This window comes from Pseudoduganella sp. RAF53_2, from assembly GCF_052113985.1.
Lineage (GTDB): Bacteria > Pseudomonadota > Gammaproteobacteria > Burkholderiales > Burkholderiaceae_D > Rugamonas.
Window position 1 is genome coordinate 1 of record NZ_JBFRDW010000018.1, and the last position, 21,106, is coordinate 21,106.

At 61.4% G+C, this 21,106-nt stretch carries 11 protein-coding genes; 4 read left to right on the forward strand and 7 right to left on the reverse strand.

The window, feature by feature from the left end:
• Nucleotides 1-366 (forward strand): hypothetical protein (locus AB4Z11_RS02195; RefSeq protein ID WP_442022482.1); only part of this gene is annotated, 366 nt, incomplete at its 5' end.
• Here AB4Z11_RS02195 and AB4Z11_RS02200 read toward each other — a convergent pair.
• From AB4Z11_RS02200 to hppD, 7 genes are all read right to left on the reverse strand, one after another.
• Nucleotides 363-1,556 carry a right-handed parallel beta-helix repeat-containing protein gene (locus AB4Z11_RS02200; protein ID WP_442022483.1) on the reverse strand — a complete coding sequence of 398 codons (1,194 nt, stop codon included), beginning with the start codon at nt 1,554-1,556 and terminating at the stop codon, nt 363-365. The two genes, AB4Z11_RS02195 and AB4Z11_RS02200, sit on opposite strands and share 4 nt — an antisense overlap.
• Nucleotides 1,557-1,625: 69 nt before the next feature.
• Nucleotides 1,626-3,380, reverse strand: coding sequence for a M14 family metallopeptidase (locus AB4Z11_RS02205; RefSeq protein WP_442022485.1), 1,755 nt, complete (start codon nt 3,378-3,380; stop codon nt 1,626-1,628).
• Between the two features lie 80 nt (nt 3,381-3,460).
• Nucleotides 3,461-7,249, reverse strand: a complete 3,789-nt coding sequence (locus tag AB4Z11_RS02210) for a M48 family metallopeptidase (RefSeq protein ID WP_442022487.1) — start codon at nt 7,247-7,249, stop codon at nt 3,461-3,463.
• A gap of 81 nt (nt 7,250-7,330) precedes the next feature.
• The gene (locus AB4Z11_RS02215; RefSeq protein WP_442022489.1) at nt 7,331-8,761 is read right to left on the reverse strand and encodes a S41 family peptidase; all 1,431 of its coding nucleotides are present in this window, start codon (nt 8,759-8,761) and stop codon (nt 7,331-7,333) included.
• 178 nt (nt 8,762-8,939) lie between these two features.
• Nucleotides 8,940-11,627, reverse strand: coding sequence for a TonB-dependent receptor plug domain-containing protein (locus AB4Z11_RS02220; protein ID WP_442022491.1), 2,688 nt, complete (start codon nt 11,625-11,627; stop codon nt 8,940-8,942).
• 221 nt (nt 11,628-11,848) lie between these two features.
• Nucleotides 11,849-15,400 (reverse strand): indolepyruvate ferredoxin oxidoreductase family protein, encoded by a 3,552-nt coding sequence (locus AB4Z11_RS02225; protein WP_442022493.1) that lies wholly within the window; start codon nt 15,398-15,400, stop codon nt 11,849-11,851.
• A 176-nt stretch (nt 15,401-15,576) separates the two neighbouring features.
• Nucleotides 15,577-16,704 (reverse strand): 4-hydroxyphenylpyruvate dioxygenase, encoded by a 1,128-nt coding sequence (gene hppD / locus AB4Z11_RS02230; RefSeq protein ID WP_442022495.1) that lies wholly within the window; start codon nt 16,702-16,704, stop codon nt 15,577-15,579.
• Nucleotides 16,705-16,830: 126 nt separating this feature from the next.
• Between hppD and AB4Z11_RS02235 the strand changes: the two genes are divergently transcribed.
• From AB4Z11_RS02235 to AB4Z11_RS02245, 3 genes are all read left to right on the forward strand, one after another.
• Nucleotides 16,831-17,349, forward strand: coding sequence for an Lrp/AsnC family transcriptional regulator (locus AB4Z11_RS02235; protein WP_442022497.1), 519 nt, complete (start codon nt 16,831-16,833; stop codon nt 17,347-17,349).
• A 98-nt stretch (nt 17,350-17,447) separates the two neighbouring features.
• Nucleotides 17,448-19,055 (forward strand): outer membrane protein assembly factor BamB family protein, encoded by a 1,608-nt coding sequence (locus tag AB4Z11_RS02240; protein ID WP_442022499.1) that lies wholly within the window; start codon nt 17,448-17,450, stop codon nt 19,053-19,055.
• Nucleotides 19,056-19,255: 200 nt separating this feature from the next.
• Nucleotides 19,256-21,106 (forward strand): TonB-dependent receptor (locus tag AB4Z11_RS02245; protein ID WP_442022501.1); only part of this gene is annotated, 1,851 nt, incomplete at its 3' end.

Genomic DNA, 21,106 nt, shown 5'->3' on the forward strand with positions numbered 1-21,106 from the left:
GGCACGCGCATCGGTATCGTCAACGGCTATGAATATCCCGCCTCGCTGGCGGAAGTCGAAAAGCGCGGTGCGGTGCTTGACCGCGCCAACAGCGAACAGGCCAATCTGCGCAAGCTGTCAGCGGGCCGTGTTGACCTGGCGCTGATGATGGCGAATCAGATGAAGACAGATGCGGCAATCGTGCAGCAGGCGCAAGTGAATAATGTCGGCGTGGCTTTCCATGCCACGCCGATGGGTTCCTACATCGGCTTCAGCACCACGCATCCACAAGGCGAACAGGCGCGCAAGCTGTTCAACGAGGGCTACCGCATCATTTCCTCGAATGGCCGCAAGAACGAGATCGTGCGGCGCTGGCAGCTGCGCTAACGCAGTGCAGACAGCCAGGGCAGCGCCGGCAGGCTGCCATCGGCCTGGCGTGGCGCATCCCAGCCCTGCAGCGGCAGCGTTTGCGGCAGATTCCAGGAATTGTCTTGGGCGTCCACAGCTTCCATATAGCTGTTAGGCCGGTCGCCGTATGAGCGGTTATTGCGCAAAATGCCGAAGCTGGCCGCTGCGCCGTCCGGCGTGATACCGCGCATATTGAAGTTCGCCCCGTTGGCAAAAGCGATATTACCGGTAAATTCCAGCGCCAGTGGATGGTGGTTGGCGTAGAAGCCTGCCGCCTTGTTGTCGAAGGCAATGGAATTACGCACCGTGTGCTGCACGCCGTTCGGCACGTATTTTCCACCATAGCCGCCGGCCTTGATGCCGTTGCCGTTCCCCGCCGCCAGCGGCGTGCGCGTGCCGGGCAGATAGCCATGCCCCCAGGCCCAGGAATTCTCGATCACCACAGGCGAAAAAGCGTTGATCAGGTCGAAGCCGTCGTCGGTGTTGTCCCATGCGCGGCAACCGCGAAAGACATTGCCCGGCTGGCCCGCCTTGATGTGGGCGCCGAAGCCGTCCGCGCTCTGACCCGCACCGTTTGAAGTGTAAGGATCGTAGTTGTGGTGGGAGTCTGAATTCAGCACCAGGTTATAGCCGCCCTCCTTGATGAACAGGCCGGGACCCATATGATGGTGCGTGTTCAGCTGCTCAAACACATTGTGCGAGCCATTGACCCAGATACCCCAGGATTCGTGATTAAGCCGGTTCTGCGGCTGCTGCGGCGCGCCGGTCAGCTCAAGGCCTTTGATATGCAGCCAGCTGGCGGAGACGTTGAAACCTTTGACGCGGCAATCGTCCTTCATCGCGGAGAAGTCGAACACCGGTGTTTCGCCCGGATAGGCCCAGTAGCGAATCGGCTGTCCCTCGCTTCCGCTTTTATTCAGCAGCACCGCATCCACGCTGTCGGTGCGCGTGGCGCAGCCTTTGACTGCCGCCGTGTAGGCATAGCGGCCACCGCGAAACAGCACCGTATCGCCGGGAGCGGCGGCTTCCTGCGCGCGGGCGATGGACTGCCACGGCGCCGCTTGCGTGCCGGCGGCGCTATCCTTGCCGTCCGGCGCGACGTACCAGGTGGCGGCGCTGGCGACGCCGCTGGCCAGCAGCGCCGGTAGTATAAGAAGACGAGTAAGCATGAGCGCCATTCTAGGCACAGCGTAAGCCGCCAGCGCGGCGCCCACGCAAATACTCAGCGTCTTGATTCGTCAGAACTTCGCGGCAGTGCGATACACCGGATAGAGGTTGAAGCGCTCGTCCCACGAAGCGTGGCGCTTTGCGAAGAAGTTCAGGCGTTCGTGGGCGCTTTTGGCGAAGGCCGGATCGCCGTCCACCCTGGCCTTGAATTCCGCGGCCAGCGCAGGATCGGCCGCCAGCTGCTCGCGCGCCACGTCCTCGGCGACATACTCTTCCATGTACTCCTTGCGCTCGAAGTTGTTGTTGAAGAAGCCCCAGGCCAGCAAGCCGTCGGCGCCCTTCGGTTCCAGCATCGTCACCAGCAGACGCGATTTCGGCTGGGCGATCGGCACGAACAATGCACCCTTGCCTACTTCGCGCTGCTCCGGCTTCCACGCGCCGTCGACCGTCATCAGCTGGTGGCCTTCGAAGGAATTCGGCGACAACCTGGTGTGCTCGGCGCGGAAGGTTTCGACGTCAATCCTGCCCGGCGCGGTGGACAGCACTTTATAGCCGATGCCGTGGATCTTCAGCTTGGCGCTGACCAGTGCAGCCTGCGCGGCCGGTACGATATAGCCGCCGGCCGGCGCTTTCACCGTGAAGTCGGGCACCACCTCATCACGCAGCGGGACTGTCCACATCTGCGGCTTGCCCTCATCGTACTTCGTCCACAGGCCGCCGGAAACTTCGGAAGGCGTGCGTGTGTATTCGTAGCCGCCGAACTGGATCATGGTGACCTCGTCCGTGGTCTTGTAGCTGAGCGGCATATCGGCCAGCGATGCGGCACGTGCATCCGCTTCCGCCGCCATGCGCGACCAGGTCTGGCCGTGCTGTGCCACCTGCTCCAGCAGCGAGACGATGGTGTTGTGCGTGATGCGCACACGGGTCGGGTAATCCTTCCACGAATGCGTTTCGACCAGCATGGCGAAGCGGTTACGCAGCGGGAAGTAGCCGGTCGAGAAACGCGGCGTGGACATGCTGTCCACAAAACCGGAGGTCGGATCGTCGGTCTTGTCGAAGGAAATGTAGTAGTGCTTCGGATCGGAGCCTTGCTTGCGCAGATCGGCCATCACGTTCTCACGCAGCTCCAGGCCCGCTTTCATCAGCGCCGCATCGCCGCCGTGCACCGGCTCAACCTGAATCGACACATCCGGCTGGAACTTGGCGCCATCGGTCACGTGCAGATCGATATAGGCCAGCGGGTCCCATTCGTTCACCAGCGCCAGCATGGACTGCATCTCCGGCGCGTCAGCCTTCACGTAATCGCGATTCAGGTTGTAGTTCTGGGCGGTGACGCGCCAGCCCATTTCCACCGGTCCGCGCTGGTTCGGGCGGTTGTTCTTGCCGAAGCGCTCATGACCATCCACATTGAAGACGGGGACGAAAAGCAGCACCTGCTTGTCGAGCGAACCCGTAGCAACCTTGCCCTCCAGCGCTTCGCGCAAGGCGAGGAAACCTGCATCCTTGCCATCGATCTCACCGGCGTGAATACCGCCCTGCACCAGCAGCACGGGCAACTTGCGCGCCTTGGCGTCTTTCGCAGTCAGCGCGCCGGTGCGCGATACGGCCAGCGCCAGCATGGGACGGCCTTCCGGCGTGGTGCCAAAGCTGAAACAGCGAACGGCTTTCGGATAGGCTTTCTGGAAATCGCCGCACAGTTTGACTACTTCATCGTAGTGCCCCGTGGCCTGGAAGCCTGAACGCTCGGATACGGTCGTCAGGTCAGGCGCAGCGTGGGCAAGAGGGAGGGCGGCAAGGAGGGACAGCAGCAAAGCAGAACGCATCATCGGCACAGGCTCCGGCAAAGTTCATTGAAGGAGCGGGACGCGGCCAGGCCGGTCCCGCAAGCCGATGCATTATAGTCCGCTTATGCGCGGAAGTAAGGACGCTCCGGCGCAAACAGCAAGGCACGCGCCATCTTGCGCCATTGCGGCGGCGCCATCGGACCGGCCAGCACCAGGCCCGCGCTGTACGCCATGCCGCGCACGGCCAGCGGTGTGCCAACCAGCGACTGCTCCGCTTCCGCAAAGCGCCCTTTGTTCGTCAGCAGGAGGAATTCGCGCATCCTGGGCGCCAGCTCGCCATACAGCGGTTCGGCAGCCTTGAAATAGGGCTCGGGATCGTGCTGGGTGCGCAGCGCCAGCGCGGCCGTGGTCAGCACGGTCGCGTGATCGATGCCCTGCCCGAGCGGAACTTCCAGYGCGCGCCTGATCTCCACGGAGGAGGCGTTGTCGGACGCCCCCACCAGGCGCTGCATGCGCGGCTGAATGTCGGCATGGCCATCGATCTTCGTGCGAACCACGCCGAGCTGCCCCAAGTTCAGATCAGCATAGGCGTTGTCCGGCGAGCCTTGAGGATGGCTACCCTGCTCGGATTTCTGCAGCCAGCCCAGCATGGTGTCTGGCGACACCGTCGCTGCGCGCGTGGCCCAGCCTTTGGTGTAGCGCTGGATACGCGCCAGCTCCAGTTCCGCATCATCCCGGCCAAAAGGCGGCCTGCCAACCAGCTGCAGCGCCAAAGGCTCGGCCGCGGCCAGCTCGCCATTGTCGATCAGGCGGCGCAGCATCATGTTTTTCAGCCAGAGATTCTTCGGCCAGCGCGCCATGGCTTCGGCCAGCTTGACGTCGTCAGCCGGTGCGGTGCCGTTGCAGCGCAGCGCGAGGTAGGCGCGGTCGYCGTCGTCCGGCTTTTCCGCTGCCCGCGCGCGGGCGGCGGCGCACACTTCCGGCGATTCCTTGGCCACGTCCTGCTCCAGGCGGCGCAAGGTCACATTGTCCGGCGTGTCATGCAGGCGCTGGGCCAGAATTTCCGGGTGGCCGCCGGTGTAAGCCAGCTGCAGCCAGCCATAGCCGGCCGGATGGTCCGGATTGTCCCAGCGCGCGTGCGCCAGCAGCATGGCTTCACGCTGCGCCGGGTTGGATACGAACTCCATCTGGCGCGCCGGATCGTCGCCGCTCACGCTGCCCAGCACCGTGCGCGTCGAACCCGTGCGGCTGGAGACGCTCTTGGGCGGCTCGGCAAACAGCACGTCTTCCGTACTGCCGCTCCAGCGCGGAGAGCCCAGCATCTGCGGCTTGTCTTCCGTGTGGTTGGAACCGTAATACGCCGTCCAGTGCACCAGCGGCATCGCACCGGCCACGTTGTAGACGCCAACACCATTGCCGTCATCGGCGCTAAAGCTTTCGATCAGATTGCCCTTGCTGCGCGCCTCAATCTTGTGCGTAGAATCCGGCGATGCGCCCACCATCCTGTGTTCGCCCGGTCCGACCGTCACGCTCCTGCCGTCGATCGTCACGTCGACCGCCGTTCCCAGGCCGTTGAGCACCATGATATTGGTTTCGCCTTGCTGGGCACCGGCAGTCAGCACCGCAATGACGATGGCGCCAGCCACCGCCAGGCGTGCACCGCCGGCCAGCCAGCCGTCCGCACGCAGGAAGCGCGCCCACCAGCTAAGCGAGGTTTGCAGCTTGCGCTCTTCGCCTTCCGCCAGCGCGGCATATTTCGCGGGCACCTTGCACGGCGCAGGCGCCGCTTCCCCCGCCACGCCTAGTGCCTGCTGGCGCACCAGCGACGTCTCGCACATCAGCAGGCGCTCCAGCGCGCAGGCACGCATGGAATTCAGCCAGTTGTCGGTGAAGCGTACCCAGCTCGCCACGCCATTCAGCCATTCGTTGATGTTCTCGCGCGACACATGCGGCAGCGTGAAGTCGCCCAAGGTGACGGCCCAGCTTTCCTTCATCTCCATGCGCGCCATCAGTTCCGCATCCAGCTCCACGTCGGTGCGGCCCTTGTAGATTTCTTCCAGCACGTCGCGCAGGGCCATGCAGTGCAGCATCAGTTTGTCGATGCTCTTCTCGGTCTGGCGGCGAATCGCCACCACCACGGAAAAGGTGTTCTGCACCAGGCCGTAGGCGTCGTTCAGATTGGCCGAGGTATGCTCCGCGTAGTGCAGCACGGCGAGCAAGCTGTCCAGATATTCGGGCCAGCCCTGGCCCAACTGCTGGGCGATGGCAAAATGGGCGCGGCGGCTTTGCGCCGTGTGGCGGCGCAGCTGCTCTTCGAGTTCGGCAATGCGCGCCTCGAATTGCACCTTCAGCGCCGGCAGTTCGCGGCGGTGATACTGCCTGCCATCCAGCTGCACGCGGCCGCCTTCCGTCGCCAGATGGCCCGCGATCACGGCACCAATGCGGCCTTTATTGCCCTCCAGCTGGCGCAGTTCGCGCACATCTTGGGCGAGGCTTTGCGGATACAGCATCTTCAGGTCGACCAGCGCTGCCTTGTCGCGCTCCGCACGCAAGTCTGCCAGCGTTGCGGCATGGCGCGTCAGATTGCGGGCGAAGTAGATGCCGCTGTAGCGGCCATGGTATTGCTCGCGGCCGTAATAATGGTCCAGACGCGCCAGACTTTCTTCGACAGGAATCGGCTCCTTCGCTTCCTCGGCGCCGGCCAGCAAGCGGGCGGTCATGGTTTCGCGYAGTGCGGGCGCATTCTCGAACAGCGTCCATGCGCTGGCCTGGTCGATGCGCGCCGCGACGTACTGGCGCTTGGCGTTCTGTTCGCGCTCATGATTTTGCGGGTGGGATTGCCACATCTTGGGCGGCTGGCCCAGCTCCGCCTTGAACACGCGGTGGTCTTCCGGCTGCGTCTCCGGCAACGGCGGCACGTTGCCGTACAGCGGATCGTCCAGGATCGCGGCCATGCGCCAGGTGATCTGCCGCTGCAGGGCGTAAGCGTCGCGCGCGGGATTGCCCTGATTGCGTTCCGCCATGGCGAAACCGACCGTGCGGTCCCAGGCATCGTCGGCCGCGCGCAGCCGGTGCAGCGCATGGATCAACGCATCGCTGCCGGTCAGAGAAACCGCCACCAGGTCGGCCTGCATTTCCATTTCGCGCGACAGTGCACTCTGCACCATCACCAGCAGATGGAAGGCCGACTCCACCAGCGAGCGAATTGACCACACCACAATCTGCAAGGCCCAGGCCACTGCCAGCAGGCGGAAGTCGATGCGGCCGAGGCCCGCGATAAACGCATCGAACTTGTCGCGCCGCGCCACCACCTGCTGCACGATCTGCTGCGCCAGATAGACCCAGCGGCCTACCGCCATCGAGCGCTGCGCGAAATGGCCGAATTCGTGCGCCAGCACGGCGCGCAGCTCGCCCAGCGGCAGCGCGTTCACCAGCGGCAGCCCGATTTCGAGATTCTTTTTGGTTGGGAAAATCAGGTTCGCCAGCGACAGATCGTAGAACACTGCCGCATTGACGCGGTTCGACAGGAATACGCGATGCGGACGCGGCGCACCAGCGGCATCCGCCAGCTTATGCAGGTAGGCGAACAGGCGCGGCTGCTGCTCCGGCGTGACTTCCTCCAGCCCTTCCGGCTTGGCGTTCCGCACAAAGAAGATCGCCTTCAGCATGAAGCCCGCCAGCAGCAGGGCGACCGCGGCGCCGACATAGTTCCAGAATCCGCCCGAGGCGTGCGAAGCGGACCGGATCAGGCGCCAGGCCGTGGCCAGGAACCATCCCGCCAGACCGAAATACACCAGCACAAAGGCCAGCAGGCCAGCCACCGCAAGGTAGGCGCTGCGCTTGTACGAGGCCGTCGGACGGGTCAGCTGGGACAGCATCTCCGCCGAAGGCTTGGAAACAGCTTCGGACATAAATTTCCCATTAGTTAGCGAATACCTAAAGCAAGTATCCTTTGGGCAACTTTATCGGGAAACTGTCGTTTTAGCTACTTTTTATTGCAATATTTTGAGTTCCGCGACTTCCGGCCGCGCAGGAACCAACACTTGCTGCGGCGCCGCCGCCCTCGCCCGCGCCGATGCCGCCGGCGCCGGACAGCTGCCGTTGGCGCGCAGCGACAGCGCAGCAGACAATTGCGACTCGGCCTTGTCGCCAAGCGCATGGCCGAAATCGTCCTCCACATTGCAGGTCGGCGCGAAGCCCTCACCGTAATCGCCGAAGCCTTTGGCGTTTATGCCCTGATACTGGATCGCGAAATAGGTCGTACCGCAATTGGGGATAGGCGTGAACGCATAAGGCTTGCCGCAAGTCTGGCCACCGACCAGGTTCACTTCCACATCCACGCCACGCAGGCTGTTGATGACGGACTCGCTGGCCGAGYAAGTACCGGCACTGGTGAGTATGGTCACGCGCTTCAGGCCCAGGTAGGGCAAGTCCGTATTGCGCGGCGCCGGGTTCGATGAGAGATAGCCCAGGGTCTTGCTCAGGAACGTGACCGGCGCAGGCTTATCGTCTTTGCCGTTGTCCAGCGTCTGCTCGAAGATTTTGCCTGTAGTGGGGCCCGGACCTGCAATCATGTATGCCAGTTCGCTGGCGATGGTCAGCAAGCCGCCACCGTTGTAGCGCAAGTCCAGTACCAGGTCCTTCACTTGCGCATCGCGCAAAGTATTGAAGGCGTCGAACAAGCCTCGTTCCGCTGCCGTGTTGTGCGAGTTGAATACTAGGTAGCCTACTTTGCCGGTCGGCGTGTCGATGGTCGTCACGTTCTGCACGGGTGAGACATCGATGCGGGCCGATTTCATGGTGACCGCGATCTTCTGCGCGCCGCGCTGCACCGTGAAACTGTGCTGCTCGCCAACGGTCAGGGGCGTCAACCCGGCATTGAGTTTTGCGACCGAGTCGGCATCAGAGGCATTCACGAAATCGATACCGTCCAGGTCCACCAGCAAGTCGCCGCGCTTCAGGCCTGCCAGCTGGGCTGCCGTGCCATCAATAATGTAGGTGACCCGCCACGTGCGTGGCGCCTTGCCGTCCGCATTGCGCGCCCAATAGACGCCGTAGCCATTGTCCACGCCTTTCTGCATCGCGTCCCACTGCGCGCTCGGATAGGTGAAGTGGAAGCGGTCCTTGGCTGCGCCGGATGCGGTCAGCAGCGGCGTTTTCAAGGCGTTGAAATAGCTAATCGCACTGGTATAGCTGGCTTCGTCCAGCTTTGGCAATTCCTTGTACCAGAGATAAGTCTCATTCAGGAACAGGCGCAAAAACTTCTTCTCGTCGGCCAGCGTGCCCTGCACATCGGGATAAGGCAAGAAGCCATCCGGCGAGCCGGTACGCGGATGCTCGCAGCGATTCCAGTAAGGCAGCGATGGTTCGTCGGCCACCGGCGGCGGGTCCACCGGTGGCGGGTCGACCGGTGGGGGTTGCACGGGAGGTGGATTGTCCGGCGTTTGCGGAGGAGCGTAATCACTACCGCCACATGCGGCCAAGGTGGCGCACAGGGCCAACAGTAAGACGGTATTTTGCATGCCGTGATTATAGTGCGCCATCTGCCGCCAATTTCAGCAAACTTGTAATAAGACGGCGCCTTGTGGGCGCCGTCGCAGCTTAGGAGCCGAAGTGGTAGTTCAGCTCAAGCCAGGCCTGGCGGCCTGCCGGGCTGTAGTTGCCGACCGGGTAATACGGCCATCCGGCGCTGTCGTCCCGTTTGATGTGGTTGAACAGATTGTTGACCGCGGCCGAAACGGTGGTGCGCTTGTTCACTTTGTACACGACGCTGGCGTTGACCAAAGTGGTCGGCGTGAGCCAGGCGTCGCCCGCGCCATTCGGCACTTTGCCATAGCGCTGCACGAACAGGGTGTTGGACCAGTCGCCCGCATTCCAGGTCAGGCTGGCATTCAGCTTGTCGCGCCAGTCGTAGTTGGACAGGTCGTTCTTGTCGTCGTTGAGCGGATCGCCCGCGAACTGGCGCGATTCCTGTTTCAGCGTCTTCGAATAATTCACACGGGTGATGAAATTGCCGTAGGCCGCAGTGCGCAGGATGTATTTGGCCGCGAGGTCGATACCACTGACCTTGGTCGATGCTGCATTGATCGGATTGACCAGGATGGTCTTGATCTCACCGGGCTTGTTCAGCGCATTGTCCGGATAGCGCACGATGCGGGCGATGGCGTCGGCGCAGGTTGGCGAGGTCAGGTCGCCAGCCAGGCGGCAGTCGGCCTCGTCGCGCAGCAGCTTGTCGGCGCTCAGATTGGTCACTAGGTCGTCGATGCGGATCTTCCAGTAGTCCAGCGAGACGTCGAAGTCTGCGCTGGGCGACCAGACAACGCCAAGGCCGGTGGAGCGGCCCTTCTCGGAGCGCAGGTCCTTGCTGCCGGTCTGCACATAGTCCGCACCCGGCGAGTAGTTCGCAAAATCGCAATCAGCCACCGCCAGGCCCGCCTTGGCGCAGCGGTAGTAATCCGTGGTGGACGAGTAGTAGCCGGTGCCGCGCGCCTTGTAGATGTAATTCATATCCGGCGCACGGAAGCTGGTCGCGTAGTTGCCGCGTACTAGCAGCTGAGTAAGCGGACGCCATTCCAGGCCGCCGTTGTAGGTGAATTTGCCATCGCTGCGGCCCGCGAAGTTGTAGCGGTCGTAGCGTCCTGCCAGCGTGCCATCCAGCGTTTTCACAATTGGGATGCTGGCTTCGGCGCCAATCGCATAGCGCTTGCGCGTTCCGGAAGTCACATCGGACGGCACCAGCGTGTTGAAGTAACCCTCGTTGATGCGCGAATCAGGCACATTGGAAAAGCCCTGCTTGCCCAGCTCCGCCACCGTCGCGACCTTGACCGGACCTGCCGGCAAGTTGAAGGCTTCGCCGTTGGCGGTCAGGCTCAGGGTATTGGTCCACGACTTGTCATGGCTGACCGATTCGCCGGTGATGCTATTGAATTCATCCGCCGTCAACCGTTTCGTCAGGCGTGCGGGATCGGGCGCGAAGATCGCGATGCCATCCGCGTTCACGCCTTGCTGCTGACCCAGGAAGAAGCTGTCGATATTGGCCAGCGCGCGCGGCGTGTGGTTCTGGCTCTTGTAAAGCGAAGCGGTGTAGCCCGCTTCATAGTTCCACGAAGAGTTCGGAATCTGGCCGCGCAGGCCGAAGGACAGAGAACTGGCCTGATCGTCCCAGGTCCTGTTGTAGCGGTCGACGCCGCCCATTTCTTCCGGCGAGATGTAGCGGCTCCAGGCCTCGTAAACGCCGGTGTTCCTGTTCCAGAAATAGCTGTCGGTCGCCGAACGCGAAGTCCACGATGGGCCGCGCGTGTTGTTGGTGCTGCGGTTCTGGCCATACAGCGCTTCCGCATACAGCGTGGTTGCCGGCGACAGCTCGTAATTGGCGCTGCCGAAAATATTCTGGCTGCTGTTCTTGGTCTGCGTGGTCCAGTAGGTCGGCCCCACTTTCGGGCTGGCGCAATAGCTGCCCGCCTTGGCCGTGTACTTCACGGTGCTGCCGCCAAACAGATCGCCGATGGACGAGCAGGTGTCGCCCAGGTCCACGTACTTGCCGGTGCTGACGTTCTTGCGCGCCAGGACCGAAGTCGGTGCGACACCGGTCTTGCTGGCCATGAAGTCGCGGTCTGCGCTCCACAGCGGATCGCGCTCCAGCAGCTCAACGCTGAACAGCGTATTGAGTTTGTCGAAGCTTTGTCCGCCGGTGAATTGCAGGCGCCTGTCGCCACCGCCGCCACGCGTGGTGGTGCCGCCCTTGAGGTTGATATCGTAGCCTTGCGCCTGTTTTTTCAGGATGATGTTGACCACGCCCGCGATCGCGTCCGAGCCATAGACGGCCGATGCGCCGCCGCTCAGGATCTCGATGCGCTCCACCACGCTCGATGGAATATTGGCCAGGTTGGTGAAGTTGACCGTGCCTTCATACGCAATCGGGAAGTCCGCCAGGCGGCGTCCGTTCAACAACACCAGCGTGTGGTTGGGCCCCAGGCCGCGCAGGCTGATGGCGTTGGCCGATGGCGTGAAGGTATTGCCGTAGTCGGCGCCCTGCACGAAGCCGCTGTTCTGCGACTGATTGGTCAGCGCGTCAAAGACATTCTTGAAGCCTTGTTTGGTGATGTCCTCGCCGGTAATCACGGTAACGGCCGAAGGGCCTTCGGTGCTGGCGCGCGGGATGCGGGAGCCGGTGATGACAACAGCAGCGGGCGCGGCGTCCTGTGTCTGCGCCCAAGTCGGGCCGGCTGCGCCGCACAGCAGCGCGATCGCGCTTGCCGCCAGCGGTTTCAATTGAAATTGTGTTCGCATTGAAGTGGTCCTTTTTACAAAGGCGCAACCTTAGCAACTCCATTTCAATTAATGAACGAATCTTTTGGCAGATGCTTATGTAAAAAAAATTTCTTCACGAATCGGGGGGCAACCCACGGCGTMACCCKAGTGGCAGGCACGATGTGCCTGCCACTTGCTTTGAGGTGCGGGGTGTAAAAAAGCCGGGGACATGCYCCGGCTTTTTGTCGAAGTGCGAGCAATCAGGCTGCGTGCGTTGCTGCTGCAGGCTTGCTGAATTCCGCCAACAGCGATGCTTCCTTCTGCTTGGCGGCCTTCAGGTGACGCTCCTTCACGTGGCCGTAGCCGCGGATGTCTTCAGGAATACGCGCGATCGCCACGGCGGTCGCCAGGTTCTCCGCGGTCAGCTTCGGCAGCAGGCCGGCGACGGTGTTGCGGTATTCGCCGATCAGCGCGCGCTCCATCTTGCGCTCGGCGGTGTAGCCGAACACGTCGAGGGCGGTGCCGCGCAGGCCTTTGAACTTGGCCAGCACGCCGAATGCCTTCATCATCCACGGACCGAATTCCTGCTTGATCAGGTGGCCGTCCTTGTCCTTCTTCGCCAGGATTGGCGGCGCCAGGTGGAACTTCAGCTTGATGTCGCCTTCGAACATATTGGCGATCTTTTCGCGGAAGGCCGGATCGCGGTGCAGGCGGGCCACTTCGTACTCGTCCTTGTAGGCCATCAGCTTGTAGAAGTAGCGCGCCACGGATTCGGTCAGCTTCAGGGACTTGGCGCCGGTTGCGCTTTCCGCTGCCTTCACCTGCTCCACAAACTCCACATACTTCCTGGCGTAAGCCAGGTCCTGGTAAGCGGTCAGCAGTTCGACGCGCTTGTTCACGATTTCTTCCAGGGTCTGCGCGCGCTTGAACTCGATGACCTTGGCCGGCGTCGTGATCTTGGTCACGGCAGCGATATCGTGCGCCGCATAACGGCCCCAGGTAAAGGCGGACTTGTTGAAGCCAACCGACACGCCATTCAGCTCGATCGCCTTCATCAGCGACGCTTCCGACAGCGGCACATGGCCCTTCTGGAAGGAGTAGCCCAGCATGAACATATTGGTGGCAATCGAGTCGCCCATCAGCGAGGTGGCGATATGGCCGGCATCCACGAAGTCCACATTCTGCTCACCGATGGCGCGCTTGATTTCGGACTGCGAGCTGGTGCCGGGGAATTGCCAGTCCGGGTTCTTCACGAAAGCAGCCGTGGTGGCGCCGGTGGAGTTGATGGCAGCATAAGTACGGCCTTCGCCCATGCGGCTCAGTGCATCGCGGCTGGCGGTCACGATCTGGTCGCAGCCGATCACGAGGTCGGCGCTGCCGGTGCCCACGCGGGTCGAGTGCAGGTCAGCCTGATTGTCGGCCAGACGCACGTGCGACATCACCGGGCCGCCCTTCTGGGCCAGGCCTGACATATCCAGCACGATCGCGCCCTTGCCTTCCACGTGGGCCGCCATCGCCAGGATCTGGCCGACGGTCACCACACCCGTACCACCGATACCAGTAATCAGGATGCCGTATGGGTTCAGGGTCGAAGGCAGCTTAGGCATAGGCAGCGATGGAATCTCGCCACCGGCGCCACCGGCTTTCTTCGGCTTCTTCAGGCCACCGCCTTCCACCGTCACGAAGGACGGGCAGAAACCGGTCACGCAGGAGAAGTCCTTGTTGCAGCTGGACTGGTTGATCTGGCGCTTGCGGCCCAGTTCAGTTTCCAGCGGCTCCACGGACAGGCAGTTCGACTGTACGGAACAGTCGCCGCAGCCTTCGCACACGGCTTCGTTGATCACGGCGCGCTTGGCCGGGTCAGGGTATTCACCTTTTTTGCGGCGRCGGCGCTTCTCGGAAGCGCAGGTCTGGTCGTAGATCATGGCCGACACGCCCGGCATGTCGCGCAGTTCCTTCTGCACTTCCATCAGCTCGGAGCGGTGGCGCACGGTCACGCCCTTGGCCCAGTTGTAGTCGTCCGGGTATTTGTCCGGATCGTCGGTCACCACGATGATCGGGGTCACGCCTTCGGCCGCGATCTGGCGCGAGATCATGCCCGGATCGAGCGGACCGTCCACGTTCTGGCCGCCGGTCATTGCCACCGCGTCGTTGTACAGAATCTTGTAGGTGATGTTCACCTTCGCCGCCACGGCAGCGCGGATCGCCAGAATGCCCGAGTGGAAGTAAGTACCGTCACCCAGGTTGGTGAACACGTGCTTCTCGTTGGTGAACGGCGCCTGGCCAACCCAGGTCACGCCTTCCGCGCCCATGTGGGTGAAGGTGGACGTTTCGCGGTCCATCCACAGCACCATGTAGTGGCAGCCGATACCCGCCATGGCGCGCGAGCCTTCCGGCACCTTGGTGGACGAGTTGTGCGGGCAGCCGGAGCAGAAGTAAGGGATACGGTCCGTTTCCGGATTCGCCTTCACCGGCAGGGTTTTCAGCGCGGCTTCCTTGGCTTCCAGGAAGGCGATACGCTCTTTCACGCGTGCTGCAACCGGATGGTCCTTGCAATAGTGCTCGATGCGCGATGCGATGGCGCGTGCGATCTGGGCCGGATTCAGCTCATAGGTCGCGGGCAGCAGCCAGTCGCCGTGGCCGGTCTTGCCATGGTTGCTCCATTCGCCGGTGTCGTCGAACTTGCCGACCACGCGCGGACGCTGGCCGTCCGGCAGGTTGTACAGTTCTTCCTTCAGCGCGTATTCCAGGATCTGGCGCTTTTCTTCAACCACCAGGATTTCGTCCAGGCCCTTGGCGAATTCGTGCACGCCATCCGCTTCCAGCGGCCAGGTCATGCCGATCTTGTACAGGCGGATACCGATGTCGGCAGCGGCTTGTTCGTCGATGCCCAGGTCGGCCAGCGCCTGGCGGGTGTCCAGGTAGGACTTGCCGGCGGTGATGATGCCGATCTTCGGCTTCGGCGCATCCCAGATGATCTTGTTCAGCTTATTGGCGCGGCAGTAGGCCAGCGCGGCATACCACTTGTAGCTGTTCATGCGGACTTCCATGTCCAGCACGGTGTCCGGCCAGCGGATATTCAGGCCGCCAGCAGGCAGCTCGAAGTCTTCCGGCATCTTGATCTGCACGCGGTCCGGATCGAAGTCCACCACGGCGCCCGATTCGATGATGTCGGTCACGCACTTCATCGACACCCACAGGCCGGTGTAGCGGCTCATTGCCCATGCGTGCAGGCCGTAGTCGATGTATTCCTGCACCGACGCCGGATACAGCACCGGAATGCCGCAGGCGTTCAGGATGTGGTCGGACTGGTGGGCGGTCGACGACGATTTCGCAGCGTGGTCGTCGCCGGCCAGCACCAGCACGCCGCCGTGCTTGGCGGAACCCGCGTTGTTGGCGTGCTTGAATACGTCGCCGCAGCGGTCAACGCCAGGGCCTTTGCCGTACCACATCGAGAACACGCCGTCGTACTTGGCGTCTTCGAACAGATTGGTTTGCTGGGTGCCCCAGACGGCAGTCGCCGCCAGGTCTTCGTTCATGCCGGGATGGAATTTGACGTGATGCGCATCCAGGTACTTCTTGGTCTTCATCGCGGTCATGTCGATCGACGTGACCGGAGAACCGCGGTAGCCCGTGATATAGCCTGCAGTGTTCAGGCCAGCTTTCAGGTCACGCTCGCGCTGCATCATCGGCAGGCGAATCAGCGCCTGGGTGCCGGTCATGAAGGCGCGGCCGCGCTCCAGGGTCCACTTATCGTCGAGGGTGATGTCCTGTGCTGGCGATAGCTCGCCACTCTTGACGGGTGCGTTCATCAGGTGTGTCTCCAATACTTTCTAAAAACTGCAAAACCGGCGCCCCGTCTTAATGCGAGGTTCGCCGGTGCGGCGGGTCGATGACCCGCCCTACGTTTGTCTTGTGCCGCAACCACCGTCACCGTACGTTTCGGTAACTCTGCGTAGGGCGGATCATCGATCCGCCGTGCATGCGATCACGCGGCGCTTTTGTTCGGGTCTTCCAGAACGCCGCGGCGGATCTGGTCAAGTTCGATCGATTCAAACAGTGCGCGGAAGTTGCCTTCGCCGAAGCCCTGGTCGCCCTTGCGCTGGATGATCTCGAAGAAGATCGGGCCAATCACGTTCTGGGTGAAGATCTGCAGCAACAGTTCGCGCTCGTTGGTGTCGGCGCTGCTGTGGCCATCGATCAGGATGCGCAGGCGGCGCAGTTCTTCCAGCTGCTCGCCGTGGTTCGGCAGGCGGCGGTTCACCAGTTCGTAGTAAGTTTCGATGGTGTCCTGGAACACGATGCCCTGGTCGCGCATGCCCTGGATCGAGTTGTAGATATTGTCCGAACCCAGAGCGATGTGCTGGATGCCTTCGCCGTGGTACTCGTTCAGGTACTCCGCGATCTGGGACTTGTCGTCCGAAGATTCATTGATCGGGATGCGGATCTTGCCGCATGGGGAAGTCATGGCTTTCGACTTCAGGCCGGTCAGCTTGCCTTCGATGTCGAAGTAGCGCACTTCGCGGAAGTTGAACAGGCGCTCGTAGTAGTCCGCCCATTCCTTCATGCGGCCACGGTGCACATTGTGGGTCAGGTGGTCGATATAGGTCAGGCCATTGCCGACCGGGTTGGCTTCAGCGCCAGGAATCGCGACGAAGTCCGCGTCGTAGATGCTGATGTCGCCGATGCTGCCCGGCGCCACATCCTTGTTCTTGCCGCGCCAGCGGTCGACGAGGTACAGCAGGGAGTCGCCCACGCCCTTGATGGCGGGGATGTTCAGTTCCATCGGACCGGTCTTGTTGTCGAAGCCCCAGGCGCCCATTTCCAGCGCGCGCTTGTAGGCGTAGGCGGCGTCATTCACGCGGATGGCGATGGCGCACACGGAAGGACCGTGGATACGGGCGAAACGCTGCGCGAACGAATCTTGTTCGGCGTTGATGATGAAATTGATATCGCCCTGGCGATAGAGGGTCACGTCCTTGTGGCGGTGGCGTGCGATCGCGGTAAAGCCCATGCGCTCGAACAGTGCGCCCAGCGCTTTCGGATCAGGGGCGGCGTACTCGACGAATTCGAAACCGTCGGTGCCCATTGGGTTTTCCCAGGGGGTAAATTTCATGCTTGTCTCCCGTTCTGAATTGCGCACAGTATAGTCCCGGGAATGCGACATTAAATTGCAAAGATTTCCCTGCTTTCAGGGTTATGAGCAATAATATTGCCGTAACCACGAATAACAGGGGAAATAATGACCAAGATTGCGCTGGATAAAACCGACCGCAAGATTTTGTCCATTTTGCAGTCCGACGGCCGCCTGTCGAACCAGGACGTGGCCGAGCAGGTGAATTTGTCACCCTCGCCCTGCCTGCGCCGCATCAAGCGCCTGGAAGAGGAAGGCGTGATCCGCCAATATGTGGCGCTGCTCGACCCGGACAAGATCGGCCTCGGCCTGCTGGCCTATGTCAATGTACGTCTTGAAAAGCATAGCGAAGTTACCGCCGGCACGGCGCGCGCCCTCGGCGTGAACCCGAGCGGCACATCGCCGCGCGCCGACTTTGCGGTGGCGGTGGAGCAGTGGCCGGAAGTGGTGGCCTGCTATGCCATGACCGGCGAGATGGACTATCTGCTGCGCGTGCACGTGGAAGACATGGACCACTTCTCGCGCTTCATGATGTCCACCCTGCTGCGCCACCCGGCGGTGCTGGATGTGAAATCGTCCTTCGCCCTCCAGCGCGTGAAAGACACGACCGCCCTACCGCTGGTCTGATTCGGAATGGCGCGCCAGCGCATTTCCAAATATTGTCTTGGTTAATATATAATTACTGTTTTTGTAATTATTTTTAACAACAATTTTGGGAAATACGCATGTTCCATGAGACCGCTAAAATAGGCGCCGCCATTGCACTGGCCCTGACTCTTAACGCCTGCGGAGGTGGTGGAGGCAGCGATGCCGGCAACAGCGGCGCCCCCGTCCAACAACCAACCGGGCCAGTCGCACCAACGCCAAGTCCAGAACAAAGCTGGCTGACAATTACACCACCCACTACCAGTCTGTCGATTTATGAAGGAGAAGTGCAGTCTTTCAATATCACTGCCACTTCCAATAAGACCATCAGCACACCGATTAATATCGCTATCGTTGATAAAAAGGGGGTCATTTCTACCGACGTTCACGTGGAAGCACTGTCCCAGTTGCAGTACCGTGCCACTTTGCAGACTTCTTCCATACTGGCTGTTGGAACGTATTCCACCAGTCTTGAATTGCGACTGTGCGAAGACAATCCAACGGTGTGCAGTAAACCGATCACCGGCTCGCCATGGCAGATCCCGATTCAAGTCACTGTCAAGCCAGGTACCGCGCTTACACCGCTAAAGGCTCTTCCTGGCCTAGCCGGCTGGACGACCTTCCAGGGCAACGCTGCGCACACCGGCTATGTTCCAGCTAATTTCAATGCCGCCAATTTTGCACGTCGCTGGTCCGGCCTCCTGGGTCGTCCGGGCGATACGGTCGAATTCGCTCACGATGGCGGCATGCTGTACGGCGTCGCGCATAACGCAAACACTGGGCACTATGAAGTTTTTGCAATCAACGAAGAAACCCGTCAGGACCTGTGGCGCAAAGATATGGGAACGTTGTACCAGGTCAACCCAGTCGCAATTGGCAATGGCAAGGTCTATGTGACGTCCGCCGGCCACCAGGACACCTACTTCTGGGAATTCGATCAGGCCACTGGTTCACTCGTAAGCAAGACTGCGCTGTCGTCGCAGTGGGAGAAGTACAAGGCTCCAACGGTGGTCGGCCAGAACGTATACACTAACAGTGGCTACTACGGCGGCATGGTGAAATTCGACTCTGTCAACCATTCCGTCGCCTGGTCCAATTACACTCTGCCCCAATACGACAATTGGACTCCCGCAGTTGACGACAACTATGCCTACGCTTACATGAACGGTGCCCTGTATGCCGTCAACGTGAAGGATGGCGCGACCGCATTCAAGATCGTGGACGTCGGCAATCAATGGAGCGGCTACGACGGCAATGTCATGGCACTGGCTGGAACACGTGGATTTGTGGTTAACAGCAATCGACTGATCGCCTTCGACCTGACCTTGCGTACAATGGCCTGGGCTGTGAACGGCCCCTCCTCCGGCATGGCCGCATACGCTAAGGACGTAGTGTACATTTTGAATGCCAACGGAAGCGTACTGGAAGCGCGTTCGCCTGCGGATGGTCATCTTCTGTGGTCCTCCGATACTCTGGTTGGCACTGAGAACGACACCAGCTTCAACAATATAGTCCTGACCAACAACCTGGCTTTTGTCAGTTCCAATACGTCGACGCTGGCGATCGACCTCGCCACGCATAAGACCGTGTGGAACTATGCATTAGGCGGCGCCCTATCGATTTCGAATCGTGGCGTGCTTTACATTTCCAACAGCAGCGGCAAGGTCGCTGCAATCAATCTGCAGTAATCGTCGAGCTGGTCGATAAGTTGTAAGACCAATTTAGGACCTGCCCAAGACAAGCTGCGTGTTCTGCAYGTGGCTTGTCATCAAGTATTCACATTCCCTTGGTACTGTACCGCCCGTTGTTATCGTTCACAATTATGAACGGTATTGCACTGGTCTTACCATTTTCTAACTCATCCAGGGGAATACACGTGGCAAATCCTATGCTTGCCCGCGCCATTCGCGCGGCTTTTACCGGCGGTAGCGCCGCTCTGTTGACGATGGCGGCCCTGCCGCTGCACGCGCAAGAGTCGGCCGATGCCGCTGCGCCAGCCGCCGAAGCGTCCGTCACGCCCGACGCGCCTTCCGGTGACGTGGTGGTGGTGACCGGTACGCCAAACAAGCGCACCAAGGTAAAAGCCAGCTACTCCATCACCACCATTAACGAAGAAGCGCTGCGCCTGCAAGCGCCGACCTCCGTGACCGAAGCCATGAAATCGGTGCCGGGCTTCTGGGTGGAGTCGTCGGGCGGCGAAGCATCGGGCAATATCCGCGCACGCGGCATCCCTGTGGACGGTTTCGGTTCCGTCACCCTGCTGGAAGACGGCATGCCGGTGCAGCACGACCCGTCGCTGGGCTACCTGAATGCCGACCAGGCCTTCCGCCTGGACGAAACCATCGACCGTATCGAGGTGGTGCGCGGAGGCCCGTCCTCCGTGTTCTACACCAACGCACCGGCCGGCGCGATCAACTTCCGCTCCCGTGAAATCGGCGACCACCCGAATGGCCTGATCAAGTTCAGCATCGGCGACTACAACATGAAGCGCGTGGACTTCTGGTACGCCACACCGCTGAAGGACGACTACGGCATCGGCATCGGCGGCTTCTACCGCCAGGACGACGGCGTGCGCGATCCGGGCTTCAAGGCCAACGACGGTGGCCAGATCCGCCTCAAGCTGACCAAGGAAATCGACCATGGCCGCATCACCTTCGATGCCAAGCACCTGGACGACAAGGTCGCGCTGTTCCTGGCGATCCCGATGCGCACCTACCCGGATGGCGAGATCCGCACCATCCCCGGCTTTGACGGCAACTACGGCACCGTGGCCGGACCGCAGACCCAGATCGTCGACCAGAAAATGGGCAACGGCGGCACCTATCACTTCGACAACAGCGACGGGACCCACGTGCGCCGCAATCAGCTGAGCCTCAACATCGAAAAGGAACTGGGCGACTGGAAACTGACCGATGGCCTGCGCTATTCGAAGACCGAAACCCAGCGTAACGGCGTGTTTGCCAACCAGCTGCTGAGCGTTGCGGCCTTCCTGAAGCAATCGCAATCCCTGCTGTCCTATGTTCCGGGCGCCACCCAGCTTGGCCTGCAGTACACCAAGCAACCGGGCACCAACTACGTCGATCCGAATGGGCTGATCATCGTCGGCGGCCTGCGCGGCGTGACCCTGCCGCTGGAAGAAGTGACCAACGATCTGCGCATCTCGCGCGCCTTCGATATCGCCGGCCAGCGCCACGAAGTGACCGCGGGTTATTACTACGCGCGCTTCAACCAGCACTTCAGCCGCTATTCCTCCTCCGTGCTGCTGGGCGCGCAGAGCCAGGCCCCCCTGATCGACCTGGTAGGCCTGGACGCATCCGGTAAACCGCTGGGCTCCATCACCGACCACGGCATCTACAACTACGGCTACGAGTCGGAAAACGCGAACGGCATCTCGAAGACCAACGCCTTCTACCTGGCTGACGAATGGCAGATCAACCCGCAGCTGCGCGTTGACGGCGGCCTGCGCTGGGAACAGGTGAACACCTCCGGCCAGACCGAGCGCCAGGCCAATGTGAACCTGGGCACCTTCGCTACGTCCAAGATCCGCACCGGCACCGGCGTGTTCGACTACTACGACCACACCTTCAATAAAACCGGCTGGACCCTGGGCGCGAACTACCAGCTGGCGCCGAACTTCGGCGTCTTCGGCCGCTGGACCAAGGCCTTCCACCTGCCGAATCTGAGCTCCTACATCACCAGCCCGACCGCCACCCCGATCATCCAGACCATGGATTTGGGC